A 17,006-nucleotide genomic window follows, 5' to 3' on the forward strand; every position below is an offset into this window, starting at 1 on the left:
ATAATTGGCTGATTTTTATTTCAAGCGGATTTTTAATTATTTTTAGTACGATTATTATGACTCTCATAGAACCGGAGACTTTTTCGAATTACTTCGATTCCTTTTGGTGGGTAATGACGACTGTAACGACTGTAGGATATGGTGATTTCTTTCCTGTATCCGTTGCCGGAAGAGTATACGCTGTATTTTTGTACTTGATTGGGATTGGCCTTATCGGGATTGTGATTGGAAAATTAGTCGAAGGCTTTGCTCAATTTCGTATTAAGCAAGAGGAGGGCAAAATGAGTTATAATGGGAAAAATCATATTGTAGTGGTTGGCTGGTCTAAAAAAGCGGAGCATGCCCTTGAGGAAATCAGGCTGGCAGATCCCAGCAAAGAAATCGTACTGATTGCTATGATGGAAAAGACGCCGGTCAAGCATGATAATGTCCACTTTGTTCAAGGGGATGCTGCAGATGAAGCAGTACTGGAAAGGGCCAATATTAAAGAAGCGAAAAGTGTTATTATATTTGCGGATGACTCCATTGAAGATAACCAGCTGACAGATGGGAAATCTTTGTTGATTGCCACTGGAATCGAACGTCTCGCAGGCGACCTTCACATAACAGTGGAGTTAAAGGTTGAGAAGCATATGGAGCTATTTAAGCATGTGTCTGTTGATGAGTTTATCATTTCGGATGAAATGATCTCAAGAATGGCTGCACAAGCTGTCCTTTCCAATGGAGCGACTACCATATATTCGCAGCTGATGAGCCGTAAAGTGGGCGAAGATTTGTATCAGCTTCCTGCATCCCCAAAGTGGGCAACCTACAGGGATGCTTTTCATGGCTTGCTAGAAAAGGGAGCAACCTTAATCAGTTCGGGGCAGGATATGAATATTAACCGCCGGCTTGATGAGAAGATACCGCCAGGATCTATTTTATATATTATTTGTGATCATGATACATACTCAAATTTGATAGCCGACAAATAATAAGGAGGAAAATTGTATGAACGTGCTGGATTGGAAAAAAGAAGTGGAAAAAAGGAAAGACGCCCTAATTGAAGATGCGCAAAATTTGCTCCGAATTAAAAGTCTCCTTGACGAAGAAAATGCCACAGATAATGCTCCGCTTGGAGAAGGAGTTAAGGAGGCTTTGGATTTTATGCTGGAGCTGGGTGAAAAGGATAGATTCACAGCGAAAAATGTCGGCAATTTGGCAGGCCATTTGGAATTCGGTGAAGGCGAAGAGATCGTTGGAGTGTTATGCCATGTTGATGTTGTTCCTGAAGGAGATGGTTGGACAAGCGATCCATTTGGCGCAGAAATCCGAGATGGTAAGATATTCGCCAGAGGGGCAATTGACGACAAAGGACCGACAATGGCTGCTTACTATGCCATGAAAATAGTTAAAGAAATGGAGCTGCCTTTAAGCAAACGTGTCCGCATGATTATCGGTACAGATGAAGAAAGCGATTGGCGCTGTGTGGAACACTATTTTAAACATGAGGAAATGCCATCTATGGGATTTGCTCCAGATGCAGACTTCCCGATTATTTACGCGGAAAAGGGAATATCTGATTTTGACCTTGTGCAAATCGGCAAATATGAAGGAACGGAAAGAGAGGTATTGGCGGAAGTAACCTCTTTCCAGTCAGGGAGAAGGTATAATATGGTTCCGGATTTTGCGAGAGCCAGCCTTGTCGTCCATCTCGAACCGACAGAGGTCGTACAAAGGTATATCGACTTTCTAAAAAAGACTGAACTCAAAGGAAAGTATTACATAGATAACGGAGAACTGATTCTTGAACTTCAGGGAGTATCCGCTCATGGAATGGAGCCTGACAATGGGAAGAATGCCGGTATTCTGATGGCATCCTTCCTGGCTTCCCTTCAGATCGATGAGAAGGCGTGCCAATACTTCCAGTTTATATCCCATTATTTATGCGATGATTCAAGAGGAAGGAAGCTGGGGATTGCCTGCTCGGATGATATAACAGGCGACTTAACCGTCAATGTCGGCAAACTTTCTTATACCCAGGAGAATGGCGGCCGTCTCGGTTTTAATGTACGTTATCCTGTTACAAATGATATGGCAGAAACAAAAGACAAATTGCAGAACTTGATCGAAAAAGAGCACTTCAGATTAGAAAATTTTACGGATTCCAAGCCGCATCATGTGGAAGAGGATGATTTCCTGATTCAAACGCTGAAAAAAGTGTATGAACAGCAGACAGGTGATAAGGCAGAGCTTCTTTCCATCGGAGGTGGCACTTATGCACGTTCCTTGAAGTCAGGTGTTGCCTTCGGTCCGCTATTCCCAGGCCGGGAAGACATCGCTCATCAAAAAGATGAATATATGTTTATTGAAGACATGCTTAAAGCTACAGCTATTTATGCACAGGCCATTTATGAGCTTGCGAAATAGAGCTGAAACCTGATATGATGGCTGAAAGATTTTACACTAGAAAATAACTGATACGAGAAACCAGATGCAGGGAGTGGCAGTGTGAATGGAATATGTCATTTTGAATGGGGAATTTATCGAGCGTTCCGAGGCGAAAGTCGATATTGAAGACCGCGGCTATCAATTTGGTGATGGGGTTTATGAGGTTATCCGAATTTACAACGGAAAGATGTTCACAGCAGCTGAACACCTTGGCCGGCTGCTTGATAGCGGAAAGAAAATAGAATTGAACATACCTTATACCGTTGAACAGCTAAAACATCAGCTAGAAGAGATGATCATGAAAAATAAGCTGGAACAGGGAATTGTTTATATGCAATTTACAAGAGGTGCATCGCCAAGAAACCATGCTTATCCTGGTGCAGATGTGCTGCCTGCATTCACAGCTTATACACGTGAAACTGCAAGGCCGGTTGACAGCATGAAAAATGGCGTAAAGGCTCTCTTAATAGAAGATATCCGCTGGCTGCGCTGCGATATTAAAAGCCTGAATTTGCTTGGAAACATAATAGCAAAGCAAAAAGCGGCACAGTCCGGCTGCTACGAAGCTATTCAGCACCGTGGAGACACAGTAACAGAAGGAAGCTCATCCAATATCGCCATTGTAAAAGATGGCAAGGTGTACACCCACCCTGCCACTAACCTGATTCTTAATGGCATTACCCGCCGCAAAATTAATGAGATCTGCCATGAAAATGGAATTGCCGTTGAAGAATCAGCTTTTACGCTTGAGAGCTTAAAACACGCAGATGAAGTATTTATGTCCAGTACGTCTGCGGAAATTACACCTATCACAGAAATTGAAGGAAAGCCGGTTGGCAGCGGAACTCCTGGACCAGTTACATGGAATTTGCAGGATCTTTTTGAAAAAGAAATTGAAAAGCAGTGCGGGGATTTAACGATAAAATTAAGATAATGCAGAGCAGCCGGACAGCCCGGCTGTTTTTTAATTTCAGATTATGCTGGCTTTAACCTACACCTAAGCACTTAGTTTCCAGAAATTACACTAAAAAATGAGGCATAATCAGCCTAACAAAAGACCCCGAATTCACTCCCGGGGTCTTGAAAATTGGTCGTTCTCTAAGAGGTAGTTGTTTTTAAATAGATTTGTGAATAAGAACATTGATAAATAAGTTGGTTGATTGGAGCGTAAGGTGCGAGACTTTGCGGGAGGCTCACCGCCCGCCCAACGGAAAGGGAGCATCCTGGAGCGGAAATCAACCTCTCCTCACTACTTGTTTAAATGCAACAAAGTTTAAGGAAACAGCCAAAAAATTTTATTCAAATTGAAAAAGATCGCTTGATAGATATCTTTCGCCTGTATCGCAAACGATAAATACCACGACATCTTCCGGCTTCAGCCTTTTTGCCACCTGGATGGCGGCATAGCAGGCTGCTCCTGATGAAGGGCCGACAAGAATCCCTTCCTCCCTTGCCAATCTGCGCGTTGTATCATATGCTTCTTCATCCTTAATTTGATGAATTTCATCATAAACATCCGTATTGAGTATTTCCGGGACAAATCCAGGGCTTGTGCCAACGAGTTTATGTTTACCTGGCTTTCCGCCTGATAATACTGGTGAACCCTTTGGCTCAACAACGTGCACTTCCAAGCCTGGATAATTCTCTTTTAATACCTCGCCTGTCCCTGTAATGGTACCGCCTGTTCCCGCAGTAGCCACGAATGCGGAAAGGTTCTTGCCGATCTGTTTCATACCGTCGATAATTTCCAGGGCGGTGGAATGTCTATGTGCATCCGGATTTGCATTGTTTTCAAATTGCATGGGTACAAAGCTGTCTGGAATTTCGGCAGCAAGTTCATTAGCTTTTTTTATGGAACCCGGCATTTTTTCATCTCCAGGTGTCAGGACCACTTCTGCACCATATGCTTTTAAAATATTAATGCGTTCCGCCGTCATCGTATCCGGCATAACAAGAATAGCTTTATAGCCGCGTGCTGCTGCGTTCATCGCCAGCCCAATGCCTGTGTTACCGCTTGTTGGTTCAATAATGGTTGAGCCTGGTTTAAGCTTGCCTGCTTTCTCTGCTTCAACAATCATATTGAAAGCAGCACGGTCCTTTACGCTTCGGCTAGGATTGTAAAACTCAAGCTTGCCATAAATGCTTGCGCCGTTTTCAGGAGCCAGCCTGTTTAATTTTACAAGCGGAGTATCTCCGATTAAATCTGCAAGATTATTGACTATTTTCATCTCTGACTCTCCCTTTCATATAAAGGTGGTATTTTTTATAACAAGCAAGATAGGGAATGAATATTCGCTATAGTCTCTTGTTATTTTGTGTGGTTCTGTTTAATTCAATCCTCAATAAGGAAATCTATATTTATGTTATATCATATTCATCATACCTAAAACAGACTATTCCAATCAAATCAAAGGGATTTAGGTTAAGTTCTTAACAAATATACTGAATTAGCAGGCAGGCATAAAGAATCTGCCAATTTTATGTGATGTTTGATAAAATAGGTAAAAATATGGAGGTAGAATCAGTTGGAAAATCAGAATGCTCATTTTTTCTTTGCGGTCAAAATACCGGCTGAGACAAAGAATAGGCTGAAAGAATACATTGAGGATTTAAAAGGGAATATCCGTTTTAGCCGCTGGGTTCATCATGAGGATTATCATATTACGTTAGCATTTCTTGGGTCGGCGCCTGAGGACAAGCTCCGGACGGCTGAAAAGCTGGTGGCTGAATCGATTAAAGGAGAACAGCCGTTTCCGCTATACATTAACCGGCTGGGTGTCTTTGGAAAAGAAAGTACGCCAAGAATATTTTGGTGCGACACTCAACGGGAAGAGCGGCTGCATACTCTTAGGGACAAAGTTTTTTTCGCATGCAAGAAAGCAGGATTCGAACTTGAGACAAGACCTTTTAAGCCCCATATTACGATTGCGAGAAAATGGGTCGGCATCGATTCATTTCAGAAAAGCATGCTGGATGAATATAACCCTTTTCGTGATAACCCGCCTGAATTTACCGTTTCAGAGGTCGTCTTATATCAGACATACTTGGATAAAACGCCTAAATACGAAAGTGTTGCCATCTTTCCGCTTTTGCCGGAATAAAATTAGGTACATAACCATTTTAAAATTAATAGATAGAAGTTATTTATGAAAGCAGGGCTAGGAGAAATGGGACAGTTAATTAAATTGCAGGACTATGTTTCACGTTATGAACAGGATATTTTTGTCTATCCATCCCGTTTTGTCAGGCTGAAGAAACAGCAATGGGATAAGTGGCATAAAGCATGGGATTCAAATGAAGCCTTTAGCTTTGAGCCGCAGTCCTCTCTATCAAGGAATGGCGGGTACTGGCCAGAGGAAGAAAAAGAACCGCTTATGGATAAGTTGAAGGGTTTATTAAAACGCGGAAAGAATGAAGCTGAAGATGAGTATAGTCCACAAGAACATCCGGAAGAAAAAAAGATAGCGGATGAACTTGATTTTGAGGCTTCATTTATGGTTCGTCCGGAAACGGCAGAGAATTTAAAACATCAGTTTCTTGACCAGCTTTACCGTTTTCAAATGAAATGGGCTACATCCACTTTAACGGAAAAGTCTTTTCCTGATAAACGATACTATTATGAAGAAAAATTGAAGTATTTTTTGCAGAGATTTCCTGATACTTATCTGTTAATGTACCATCCTATTTTTCTGCTGAAACAGGCACCTGTGGAAACAGAAACTATTTTAATAAGCCCGACCGAAACTTGGTGCATCAGTTTTCTTGAAGCAGAAGATTTAGCAGTATTTTCAGGTTCAAAGGATAGGTTCTGGATCAAAAAGGGAACAGGGGAACAGAGAAAGATTCTTAATCCGTTGCTTGCTTTGACCAGAACGGAAAAGATTGTCCGTAAAGTATTTGAGGTCCATAAAATAGATTTTCCGATTAAAAAGGCAGTCATTAGCCGAAACGGGTATATTGATTATCCTGCTGCCCCTTTTGATGTCCAGCTTATTGAAAAAAGAAATTATGAGCAATGGTTCCAAATAATGAGAAGCCAGCGTTCCCCACTGAAGCATATTCAGCTTAAGGGAGCTCAAGCCCTGCTTCAGTATTGCCAGACAACATCAATCAGAAGGCTGGAGTGGGAGAATTCGGATGATCAATGAAACCTCCACTTCAGCAGAGGACAGATAAGATGAGGCCGACCATTTTCATTATTAACCCACAGGCAAAGAACGGTTATTGCCAGAAGGTCTGGAGGAAGGTTGAGCAGGTGCTGCAGCATGAAAACGTCCCCTATTCCGCCAGCCGCACAGAATATAGAGGGCATGCCAAGGAGATGGCCGAGTACTATGCAGAACAAGCCTGCGGCCAGAGATTATCTATTATTGCGGTCGGAGGAGATGGAACTCTTCATGAAGTTATTAATGGAACTGCCATGTATCCGAATGTGACAGTAGGGTTTATTCCAGGGGGCTCGGGGAATGACTTTTCCCGCGGATTTGGGGTTCCCAAAGATCCAGTAGCAGCACTAATTGCGATTTTAAAGGGGAAAGATGTTGAGACAGTCAGAACCGACATAGGAATGGTCAGACACACAGGAAAAAACGAAACATACTTTATTAATAATATGGGTGCAGGCTTTGATGCCCAAATCTCCGAAAAAGTTAACCGTTCCAAAATGAAAGGAATTTTAAATCGATTATCACTTGGGAAATTTGTTTATGCTCTTTTTCTGATCAAAGAGCTGTTTGTCTATAAATGCTCCACCCTAGAAATCGAGGTAGACGGGAGAAAACAATCTTTTCATTCTGCCTGGTTTGTAACCGTATCCAATCAGCCGTTTTATGGAGGCGGCATGAAGATATCTCCCGATGCTAATCCGTTTGATGGAATTCTAAATCTGACGATTGTCCATAATATATCAAAGTTTAAACTATTGTTTGTTTTTGCTTCTGTTTTTAAAGGAAAGCATGTTGCATTTAAAGAGGTAGCGTTTCTTCAAGGCAAAACGATTAGGATACGTTCTTCACATCCTATCCCTGCCCATGCTGATGGAGAGCCTCTCGGGTGCACACCATTAACAGTATCTGTATGCAGGAATGAACTACCAGTCATTTTAAAAAAGAGGAAGTAAAGGAGATGAGCTCGCAATGATATCAATTGAACGGAACTATTATGCCTATTTAGATGAAATGCACATCATTACGATCTTACTTCCTTTCCAATATCATCAAGGGCGTTCCTCAAGGTTCTCTCTGCTTGCAGGTACAGAGGAAATTCCAATGGAAATAGTGACCAGCATGCCGATTGAGGAGTCCATTAAATATACATGCCGGATTGAGCAGGATTTGGTTATAGGGCAACAATACTGGGTTGTGGACGAATATGGCGAAAAAACCGACCTGCAAATTGGGGCAGTTATTCGAACCGTGCCTTTTGACGAAGAATTTTACTATGAAGGGCCATTGGGGTTTTCTTATAGCAAAGAAAAGACCCTCTTCAGGCTATGGGCCCCTACTGCAACTAAAGTCAAGCTCAAGATAAAAGCAACCGTGGATGATAAAGCTAAAACAGCAGAGATGGCCAGAGGGGAAAAAGGAGTGTGGAGCTGCGAGATTCCGGGTGATCTCGATCGTCATTTATACTCGTTCCTTGTTTGTGTAAATCTTGAATGGAGAGAAGCAATTGATCCCTATGCTGTTTCCGTAGCTGTTAATGGAGAATATGGGGCTGTGGTTAATCTGGAAAGCACTAAAAAAGTTAAGCCTGAGCTCCCTCCTCTCCTGCAGCCGACAGACGCAATCATTTATGAAACGCATATCAGGGATTTTACCATTCATCCGGGGAGCGGAGCCGCAAGGAAAGGCTTGTACCTTGGAGCCGGTGAAGTAAACACTACTGGAAATGATGGTCATCCAACCTGCCTTTCCTATGTAAAACAGCTGGGCATAACCCATATCGAATTCCTGCCTTTCCATGATTATGAAGGTGTGGACGAAAGAGGCCCAAAAAAGGACTATAATTGGGGCTATAATCCTTTGCACTTTAATGCGCCTGAAGGAAGTTATTCCACTGATCCTGGTGATCCTTACTCACGGATCAGGGAGTTAAAGGCGATGATCAACGCTGTTCATTCCGAGGGGATAAGAGTCATCATGGACGTGGTTTATAACCATGTCTATATCAGAGAAGATTCTTCTTTTGAAAAAATTGTGCCTGGTTACTTCTTTCGCCATGACGAATTCGGAATGCCTTCAAATGGTACAGGAGTCGGAAATGACTTTGCTTCAGAACGGCTGATGGCCAGAAAATTTATTCTTGATTCAGTTGAGTATTGGATGAAGGAATATCAGCTGGATGGGTTTAGGTTTGATTTAATGGGTATACTCGATATTGAAACCATGAACAGCGTTCGGAGAAAAGTAAATTCGATCGACCCCACTGCTATTATTATCGGTGAAGGGTGGGATTTGAATACTCCAATCCCGGAGGATCAAAAGGCAAGCATCCGCAATCAGGATAAAATTCCTGGAATTGGCCAATTTAATGACTGGTTCCGGGACTCCATTAAAGGCAGCACTTTTAATTTGTATGATAAAGGGTATGCATTGGGAAATGAGCACTATTATGAAGCGGCAAAGCAGGTTTTGGCCGGCAGTATTGGCCTTGAAAAAAAGGAAAAGGGTATATTCCTGTCTCCTGCCCAATCAGTAAATTATGTGGAATCACACGATAATCACACTCTTTGGGATAAAATTCTGGTGTGCTCCGAGAGTGCAGATGAAACCACTCAGCAGAGAAAGCATCGCCTTACTACAGTCATGGTGCTTCTCTCGCAGGGGATTCCATTTCTGCACAGTGGCCTGGAATTTTTCCGCACCAAAGAAGGGAACGGAAACAGCTACCGTGCACCGGATTCCATAAATAAGCTTGACTGGGAACGGAAGAGCTGTTTTTCTGATAATGTTCAATATATTAAAGGAATCATTGATATAAGAAAAAATATCCCGCTTTTCAGGCTTGCAAGTGCAGATTTAATCCGAAGTTCCATGCGGTTTATTGATATGAAGAAGCCATTGATTGGTTTTGTTTTAAGCAGTGGAGAGGAAAATACTTTGTGGAGCCGGGCTGCTGTAGTTTTCAATCCTACCATGGCTGAAGAGAGGGTAGAACTGCCAGACGGGGATTGGGAACTACTTGCGGATGGGCAAACTGCAGGGTTAATACCTAAGGGGAAAATGGCCCAAAGTTTAACCGTAATGCCGATCAGCACCTATGTATTGGTTTGCAGGCAATAACAAAGCTGGATAAACTTTAATTTTGTAAACATTATCCTTATATAGAAAAAACAGCAGGAATTGGACGAATGTTCTTCATTTTTTCGTTCAATATTCCGGAAACCTAAATAGATACACTTGACGAAAAAAGCTAGTAAGAATAAAATTTATAAAGATGGCTATTGTGAGAAACTTGCATCAATAGCTCTTTTTTTATTTTACGATATCAATCTGCGTCCCTTGGAACAAGGGGCCTCATATAAAATATATTCGCCTGTTTACCCTGCGTGGTATAGGTGCGTTGTATGATTTACCCGATTTTACAGGCTATGTATGGACTTTTTGAAATATAAATTTACCATATGCCCATATGAGTTTTTGCTTATCCGGTAGAAAGCTTTTTCTGGATAGGCCATTCCAGATCGGCCGGGAGAATTAAGTTTTGATTGCCATTAACCAGGGCTTACGTTTTTCAACTAAAGCTATTTTTGAAAAAATAGCTTACTAAATTGCAGGTGAACAATTTTGGAACATTTATTTGGACATGACTGGGAGATTGTTCCCGCCGGAGGTGCGACGGGTGAAGCTTTTTATGCCCAGCATGAAGAGCAAAGGCTATTTTTAAAAAGGAATTCCTCGCCCTTTCTGGCAGTTCTTTCTGCTGAAGGCATCGTCCCGAAGCTCGTCTGGACGAAAAGGATGGAAAATGGGGATGTCATTACTGCTCAGCAATGGTTAAATGGAAGAGAGCTTAAAGCAGGGGACATGAACCAGGAAAGCGTTGCAAAGCTGTTGAAGAAAATTCATTCTTCAAATGCTTTGCTGGGCATGCTTACACGGATGGGAAAGTCCCCGCTGCAGCCTGAAACACTTTTGCATATGATTGAGGAAGAACTTGATTCCGATTTAAAGCAGCTGAGAGCTGTCATTGAGTCAATTGATTTCTTGAAAAAAGAGGTTGCCAATATCCATTGTGAGGAAAAAACAGTTTGCCATTGCGATGTGAATCATAACAACTGGCTGCTTTCGGAAAACAACCAGCTGTACTTGATTGATTGGGATGGAGCCATGATTGCGGATCCAGCCATAGATTTGGGGATGCTGTTGTACTGGTATATCCCAAAAGGGGAATGGCCTAATTGGGTAGAACGTTATGGCATCGAGCTTACTGATGATCTGATGCTTCGAATGAAATGGTATGTCATTGCTCAAACATTGACTTCTATCCAATGGCATAAAAATAAGTTCAGGTACCAGGAAATGGATAAATGGGTTTCGTTTTTGGATGAGCTGCTGTAAAATCAGGAAAACTGATCGATATCATGAACCCATTGTGATAATTCATTCTGATGGGATTCAATATGATTATCCAACTGGGAAGAATTTATCCCATGCTGACTGTACTCATATATTTCTTCTAATACTGTTTTGACATTTTGATTAATATTGCCATTGACCATTAAGGATTTAACCAGCCGTTCCAATTGTTCACATTCTGAAATAGAGCCACAGCAATCTGTCTGGTGATTGCTTAATATATCTTTTAATAAATTTAACTGATCCTGCTGTCCAAGCGGCATTGCAAACACCCTTTCTTCCTGAATCTGAAGATAGATAAGTGAAACTCCCGCTGCTGGTTATCAATTGGGCTTTTGCCGGCAGTTGGCACTTGCGCCCCTTTGATTCACCATTTGATTTTCTTGGGGACGAACTGCGTTAATGCGGGAAAAACAAAAAGGAATTCACCTTTAGGTTGTGGATTCCTTTTTAATTTATTCATGTCGTCATCTGTAATTTATTTGTTCCAGGGGCGAATTGGTTACACTAAAATCATCAATAAATCATTTTAGAAAACAGACAAGGTAAAATAAAGTTGCACCACTACAATTTGCATGATATTGTTTGAACGATATTAATTTTTAGGAGTGTCAATATGCGACAGCGAAATAAACCGTGGGCTAAGGATAAATTAGCCGAGCACCCTCAATATGTGATCTCTGAACCTGAAAAATATAAAGGGAAATGGAATGAAGCATTTGATAAGAACCAGCCGCTTCATATTGAAATTGGAACAGGTAAAGGCCGTTTTATCACTGGAATGGCAAAAGCTAATCCGGATATCAATTACATCGGGATTGAACTGGCTGACAGTGTTATTGTCACGGCTCTTGACCGGATCATTGAAGAAGAACTGCCTAATGTAAAGCTGCTAAATGTAAATGCGAATGATCTGCAAGAGTATTTTGATAAAGGAGAAGTCGACCGTGTATACCTCAACTTCTCAGATCCCTGGCCAAAAAAACGCCATGCAAAGCGCAGGCTGACCTATAGAAGTTTTCTGGAAATATATGAAAACATCCTCATTGATAAAGGAGAAATTCACTTTAAGACTGATAACCAGGGCTTATTTGAATCTTCTCTAATGAGCTTTTCTGAATACGGCATGCTGCTGACTTATGTGAGCCTTGATCTGCATAACAGCGAATATGAAGGCAATATTATGACTGAATATGAGGAGAAGTTTTCTTCAAAAGGAAATCGCATTTACAGATGTGAAGTGCAGTATAGATAAGCTAGAGTCTATCCCTTTGGGTAGGCTTTTTTTAATCCAATGAATAATTTAAATATTTCTACAAATGAAAGTTTAAGTGTTACTATAAAGTTAGATCACTTGTTTGGAGGAGAGAAATATGGAAACATTGGAACTGCAAAACATAAAGCTTACCTGGCTTCGCGGCGGGGTAACGCATCTTGATGGAGGAGCGATGTTTGGGGTTGTTCCTAAGCCGTTATGGTCAAAAAAATATCCTTGCAATGACAAAAATCAAATCGAATTGCGGTCAGATCCGATTTTGATTCAAGCTGATGGCAAAAGTATTTTAGTGGAGTCTGGATTGGGAAATGGCAAGCTGGATGAAAAACAAAAGCGCAACTTTGGGGCTCTTGAAGAGTCTAATGTTATACAGGACCTGGCTGAGCAGGGCCTATCTCCTGATGATATCGATTATATACTAATGACGCATCTTCATTTTGATCATGCATGCGGTCTGACAAAACCAGCAGACGGTGGATTTGTTTCTGTTTTCCCGAATGCCAAAATCATTGCCTCAGCAATTGAGTGGGAAGAGATGAGAAACCCGAATATTCGGTCAAGAAATACATATTGGAAAGAAAATTGGGAGGCAATAGAAAACCAAGTAGAGGTTTTTGAAAGAGAATGGACGCTTGGTCCTATTAAAATGGTGCATACCGGCGGACATAGCGACGGACATTCTATCCTCGTCATAGAAGACGGCAACGACATTATTGTCCATATGGCTGATATCATGCCAACACATGCACACCAAAATGTATTATGGGTACTGGCTTACGATGATTATCCAATGGATTCAATCAGTGCCAAACAAAAATGGATGGAATACGGAATGAAAAATAATGCTTGGTTCACCTTTTACCACGATGCATTTTACCGCGCAGTAAAATGGGATGAAACAGGAAGAAGCTTCTCAGATAAAGTGGAAAGAGAAAGAAAATAAAAATCCCCATTCGGGGATTTTTTAATGCAGCGGAAAAACGTCCAAAATAGCTCCAGTCCCTGCATCGGCAATAAATTCGTACTGCTCGGCTTTTTCACCGGAAAATGTTGAAATGCCGCCTTTATATACTTGGTATTTCAAATGCCCCTTTTCATAGGGCTCAGCCTTCATTTGAATCCACGAGCCGCTTATCGGCCCCTCCTGTTTGAATGCTTCCTTTGCATTTTCCAAAGCTTTCTCCGGAGAAACGGAAGCATTTTGTGATAGCAGTTCCCTTGCAGCGTATCCGCCAGCCAAGCCAACCCCTACGCCTAAAATAAATGATTTCCAGTTCATAAGTGTACCTCCCAAAGCGGATGATAAAAAAAAGCGGATCTTAAAATAGTTTTCAAAAAAATTCGGATAACTTTAACACACTTCTATCTTACCAAAAAAAGGCTAACACTAAAATAAATAACGTATCGCAATAAAGCGAATTTCCATTCTCTGCTAATAGCAGGTTGAACGAACTGGACGTTTACGGTCAATTGATCCCATTGCTAATCCTTTTTGTTCATGAATCTTTTGTAAGAGGGAATAAAATTTTGATTAACGAAGTTTGCGTCTGAAATGGTGGCAAGCCGTATGAAAGTTCTGTAAAATAGAAATATACATAATTCAAAACCAATCTATGCGAGTGTTAAAGGAGCAGAAAAATGAACGAAAAAACATTGCAGCTTTTTAAAACATTGACAGAATTGCCGGGAGCACCCGGGAACGAATATTTAGTGCGCAAATTTATGCGCGAACAAATCAGCCAGTATACGGATGAAGTGGTCCAGGATAAGCTTGGAGGCATCTTTGGCGTAAGAAGAGGAGATGAAAACGGTCCGACTGTTATGGTAGCAGGCCATATGGATGAAGTAGGTTTCATGGTTACCTCCATAACGGATAATGGCATGATCCGATTCCAGACGCTTGGCGGCTGGTGGAGCCAGGTTCTTCTTGCACAAAGAGTCCAGATTATTACGGACAATGGCCCCGTTACAGGTGTAATTGGTTCCATCCCCCCGCACCTTTTGGATGAAGCAAAGCGCAACAAGCCAATGGAAATTAAAAATATGCTGATTGATATTGGTGCTGATGACCGGGAAGACGCAAAAAAAATCGGCATAAAGCCTGGGCAGCAAATTCTTCCTATTTGTCCGTTTACGCCAATGGCAAATGAAAAGAAAATATTGGCCAAGGCATGGGATAACCGCTATGGCTGCGGTTTGGCAGTTGAACTTTTGGAAGAAGTCCAAGCCGAAAAGCTGCCAAATATCCTTTATTCCGGAGCGACTGTACAGGAAGAAGTGGGCTTAAGGGGTGCGCAGACAGCGGCGAATATGATCAATCCTGACATTTTCTTCGCTTTGGATGCGAGCCCAGCCAACGACATGACCGGCGACAAAAATGAATTCGGCCATTTAGGCAAGGGAGCCCTTCTCCGAATTCTGGATCGTTCGATGGTAACTCATCGTGGAATGAGAGAATTTGTTCTTGATACGGCTGAAACACATAACATTCCGTATCAATATTTTGTATCGCAAGGCGGAACAGATGCAGGCAAGGTTCATATCTCAAATGAAGGTGTTCCAAGTGCGGTTATCGGCATTTGCTCCCGTTATATTCATACCCATGCTTCTATGGTCCATGTGGATGATTATGCTGCAGCAAAAGAGCTGCTTGTAAAACTTGTTAAATCATGTGACCGTTCTACAGTGGAAACGATTCGTCAAAATAGTTAATTGTTTGAGAGACAGCAATGCTGTCTCTTTTTCCAATGAGTGAGAAAAATATAAATTTGAACTTTGAGTACTTTCAAGTTCCACAAAGGAATGCTTCGGCAGCTTAAACACAGCACGCCTAACCCCTCGAGGTCACAAACTGATCCTTCCCATAAGGCAAAGAACGCCTTCCTGTGAAGCTCGTCTTGTACTTGTCGAGCTGGTCAAGGCGCTTGCATTTTTCCAGAAAGGAGCAGCTTATGAAAATCATTATTGGTTCAAAGAATCCGGCAAAAATTATGGCGGTGCAAACAGCTTTTAGCGATTATGAAGCTGGAATCATTCCGTATGACGTGCCATCAGGCGTAAGTGACCAGCCATTTTCTGATGAAGAAACCATTAAAGGTGCGATCAATCGAGCATTTGGAGCGCTTAAAATAGCCGGAGGCCAAATTGGCATTGGCCTTGAAGGAGGCGTGCATAAAACAGAGTACGGTCTTTTCTTATGCAACTGGGGTGCATTGGCAGAGGAAGGTAAGCCTCCTATTATCGGGGGAGGAGCGAGGATTCCGCTTCCGGAAGAAATTTCGGCAAGACTGCTTTCTGGCGAAGAGCTAGGACCGGTTATGGATGATTACGCTAAAAAAATAAATGTCCGCAAAAATGAAGGGGCGGTAGGGATCTTTACGAATGGGCAGGTAAATCGGTCAGAAATGTTCTCTCATGTTATGAAGTTGCTGATTGGACAATACGAATATAGAAAAAGGGGGTAGCACTACGGCTAACCCCTATTTTTTATTCGGTTTCAAAGATATAGGATAATACTTTTAATGCCTGGTTAACCGTTTCAACAGTAACATTGGCTTTGCTTGAAAGCTCCTTTAATGGATGGTGAAGCTCCTTAGGCCGGATCAGGATCAGCGGCTTGCCTAAAGTAACAGCTGCGCTGGCATCCATAGCGGTATTCCACTGTTTATATTTTTCTCCGAATAAAGCAATCACAAGATCAGATTTCTGCATGAGAAGCTGCGTTCTTAAATTATTGATGCTTGAAGCTGCTTCATCCCGGAAGATGGCATCAGGCTGTTTCCCAAGGATCTCCTCACCAATCATGTCTGAACGGTCATGGTTCTCCATTGGCCCTGCAAAGTGAATGGGAAGCTGAAGAGATTTTGCTTTCTCTTTTAATTCGCTGCGCCAATTGGAGTGAATTTCGCCCGCTAAATATACGGTTATTTCCATAATTTTTCCTCCTTTATGCATGATTCTTATATTTTAACATTTCTTCTAAGAAGTAACGCACTGAAAAGGCTGTCATTTCCAACAAGAAGGGTTGTCAGACTATTAAGAAGAAATGTATGATAAGTAAGGATGATAGATTTCCTGGCAAGGGGGGATTTTAGTATGAATAAAAGATTCACCGCAGCCTTGCTCTTTATTATTTCAGTACTACTGCTCAGTGCTTGTTCAGCATCATTAGAAGAAGAGCAAACAGCCGCTAAGAATGCTGCAGAGGAAGCATTCAACAAAACATCTGAAAAGACCAATCATAAGAATAAAGATATAGAATATTATTTGCCTTTCGGGGTAGAAGTAAAAGAGGAAAGCCCTAATAACATCATTTTAAAAAATGGATCAAAAACGTATATTCTATTTTACAATCCTCATGAAGGCCCGAACAGCAAAGTTGTCTACGATGCAACGGTAAAGCAGAAAAAGGATTATGATGTGAATGAAACCTATACCAAAGATGGACATAGGGGATTCCTATTAATCAACAGCGATAAAAAAGACGAAAATGAACTGATCGTCGGAATTGGCGGCGTAAAAATATCCACTCAATCCAAAACCAAACATTTATCATCTGACGCCGCTACTATGATGGAGATTGTCAACTCCGTCAAGGTAAAGAACTAAACGAAGGGCATTTGCCCTTCGTTTTTTATTTTGGATATCAGTATTAGAGTAGTTTTAAATAAAAGCTATTTTCGCAAACTCTGTTGTTTTTTAGGTTCTATAATATTTGTTGG

General features: G+C 41.6%; 17 protein-coding genes. 13 read left to right on the plus strand and 4 right to left on the minus strand.

Features of this window, described 5'->3' with window-relative positions; all coding sequences use genetic code 11:
• The first annotated feature begins 17 nt into the window (after positions 1-17).
• From J7I93_RS20345 to dat, 3 genes are all read left to right on the plus strand, one after another.
• On the plus strand, positions 18-974 hold the full coding sequence (locus J7I93_RS20345; protein ID WP_353050280.1) for a potassium channel family protein: 957 nt from the start codon (positions 18-20) through the stop codon (positions 972-974).
• A gap of 16 nt (positions 975-990) precedes the next feature.
• Positions 991-2,409, plus strand: coding sequence for a dipeptidase PepV (gene pepV, locus J7I93_RS20350; RefSeq protein WP_214727985.1), 1,419 nt, complete (start codon positions 991-993; stop codon positions 2,407-2,409).
• A gap of 85 nt (positions 2,410-2,494) precedes the next feature.
• On the plus strand, positions 2,495-3,364 hold the full coding sequence (gene dat / locus J7I93_RS20355) for a D-amino-acid transaminase (RefSeq protein ID WP_214727987.1): 870 nt from the start codon (positions 2,495-2,497) through the stop codon (positions 3,362-3,364).
• A gap of 361 nt (positions 3,365-3,725) precedes the next feature.
• Here the strand turns inward: dat and cysK are convergent, their stop codons facing one another.
• Positions 3,726-4,658 carry a cysteine synthase A gene (gene cysK / locus J7I93_RS20360; RefSeq protein WP_214727989.1) on the minus strand — a complete coding sequence of 311 codons (933 nt, stop codon included), beginning with the start codon at positions 4,656-4,658 and terminating at the stop codon, positions 3,726-3,728.
• A gap of 297 nt (positions 4,659-4,955) precedes the next feature.
• On the opposite strand from cysK, the gene thpR reads away from it, so the two are divergent.
• The 5 genes from thpR to J7I93_RS20385 all read left to right on the plus strand — a co-directional run bounded on the left by thpR (position 4,956) and on the right by J7I93_RS20385 (position 10,991).
• On the plus strand, positions 4,956-5,531 hold the full coding sequence (gene thpR / locus J7I93_RS20365; RefSeq protein ID WP_214727990.1) for an RNA 2',3'-cyclic phosphodiesterase: 576 nt from the start codon (positions 4,956-4,958) through the stop codon (positions 5,529-5,531).
• A 66-nt stretch (positions 5,532-5,597) separates the two neighbouring features.
• On the plus strand, positions 5,598-6,578 hold the full coding sequence (locus J7I93_RS20370; RefSeq protein WP_214727991.1) for an NERD domain-containing protein: 981 nt from the start codon (positions 5,598-5,600) through the stop codon (positions 6,576-6,578).
• Positions 6,575-7,549: a diacylglycerol/lipid kinase family protein gene (locus tag J7I93_RS20375; protein WP_214727992.1), complete on the plus strand. Its 975-nt coding sequence runs from the start codon at positions 6,575-6,577 to the stop codon at positions 7,547-7,549. Before J7I93_RS20370 ends, J7I93_RS20375 begins: the two co-directional genes overlap by 4 nt.
• A 16-nt stretch (positions 7,550-7,565) precedes the next feature.
• Positions 7,566-9,713, plus strand: coding sequence for a type I pullulanase (pulA, locus tag J7I93_RS20380; RefSeq protein WP_214727993.1), 2,148 nt, complete (start codon positions 7,566-7,568; stop codon positions 9,711-9,713).
• Positions 9,714-10,217: 504 nt separating this feature from the next.
• A complete protein-coding gene (locus J7I93_RS20385) occupies positions 10,218-10,991 on the plus strand; it encodes a phosphotransferase family protein (protein ID WP_214727994.1) in 774 nt (257 codons plus the stop codon).
• A gap of 2 nt (positions 10,992-10,993) precedes the next feature.
• On the opposite strand, the gene J7I93_RS20390 is transcribed toward J7I93_RS20385, so the two are convergent.
• The gene (locus tag J7I93_RS20390; protein WP_214728011.1) at positions 10,994-11,272 is read right to left on the minus strand and encodes a YtzH-like family protein; all 279 of its coding nucleotides are present in this window, start codon (positions 11,270-11,272) and stop codon (positions 10,994-10,996) included.
• Between the two features lie 353 nt (positions 11,273-11,625).
• Here J7I93_RS20390 and trmB point away from each other — a divergent pair, with 353 nt between their 5' ends.
• Both trmB and J7I93_RS20400 read left to right on the plus strand, forming a co-directional pair.
• Positions 11,626-12,264: a tRNA (guanosine(46)-N7)-methyltransferase TrmB gene (gene trmB, locus J7I93_RS20395; protein ID WP_214727995.1), complete on the plus strand. Its 639-nt coding sequence runs from the start codon at positions 11,626-11,628 to the stop codon at positions 12,262-12,264.
• A gap of 118 nt (positions 12,265-12,382) precedes the next feature.
• Complete coding sequence (locus tag J7I93_RS20400) at positions 12,383-13,228, plus strand: YtnP family quorum-quenching lactonase (protein WP_214727996.1); 846 nt, start codon at positions 12,383-12,385, stop codon at positions 13,226-13,228.
• Between the two features lie 21 nt (positions 13,229-13,249).
• On the opposite strand, the gene J7I93_RS20405 is transcribed toward J7I93_RS20400, so the two are convergent.
• Positions 13,250-13,564 (minus strand): PepSY domain-containing protein, encoded by a 315-nt coding sequence (locus J7I93_RS20405; RefSeq protein WP_214727997.1) that lies wholly within the window; start codon positions 13,562-13,564, stop codon positions 13,250-13,252.
• Between the two features lie 359 nt (positions 13,565-13,923).
• Between J7I93_RS20405 and J7I93_RS20410 the strand changes: the two genes are divergently transcribed.
• Both J7I93_RS20410 and J7I93_RS20415 read left to right on the plus strand, forming a co-directional pair.
• Positions 13,924-14,997: a M42 family metallopeptidase gene (locus J7I93_RS20410; protein WP_214727999.1), complete on the plus strand. Its 1,074-nt coding sequence runs from the start codon at positions 13,924-13,926 to the stop codon at positions 14,995-14,997.
• Between the two features lie 239 nt (positions 14,998-15,236).
• Positions 15,237-15,749 carry a DUF84 family protein gene (locus J7I93_RS20415; RefSeq protein ID WP_214728001.1) on the plus strand — a complete coding sequence of 171 codons (513 nt, stop codon included), beginning with the start codon at positions 15,237-15,239 and terminating at the stop codon, positions 15,747-15,749.
• A gap of 22 nt (positions 15,750-15,771) precedes the next feature.
• Here the strand turns inward: J7I93_RS20415 and J7I93_RS20420 are convergent, their stop codons facing one another.
• Complete coding sequence (locus tag J7I93_RS20420; RefSeq protein WP_214728003.1) at positions 15,772-16,218, minus strand: YtoQ family protein; 447 nt, start codon at positions 16,216-16,218, stop codon at positions 15,772-15,774.
• 162 nt (positions 16,219-16,380) lie between these two features.
• On the opposite strand from J7I93_RS20420, the gene J7I93_RS20425 reads away from it, so the two are divergent.
• Positions 16,381-16,893: a hypothetical protein gene (locus tag J7I93_RS20425; protein WP_214728005.1), complete on the plus strand. Its 513-nt coding sequence runs from the start codon at positions 16,381-16,383 to the stop codon at positions 16,891-16,893.
• Positions 16,894-17,006 lie beyond the last annotated feature (113 nt).

The sequence above is a fragment of the Bacillus sp. ISL-47 genome, from assembly GCF_018613175.1.
Lineage (GTDB): Bacteria > Bacillota > Bacilli > Bacillales > Cytobacillaceae > Cytobacillus.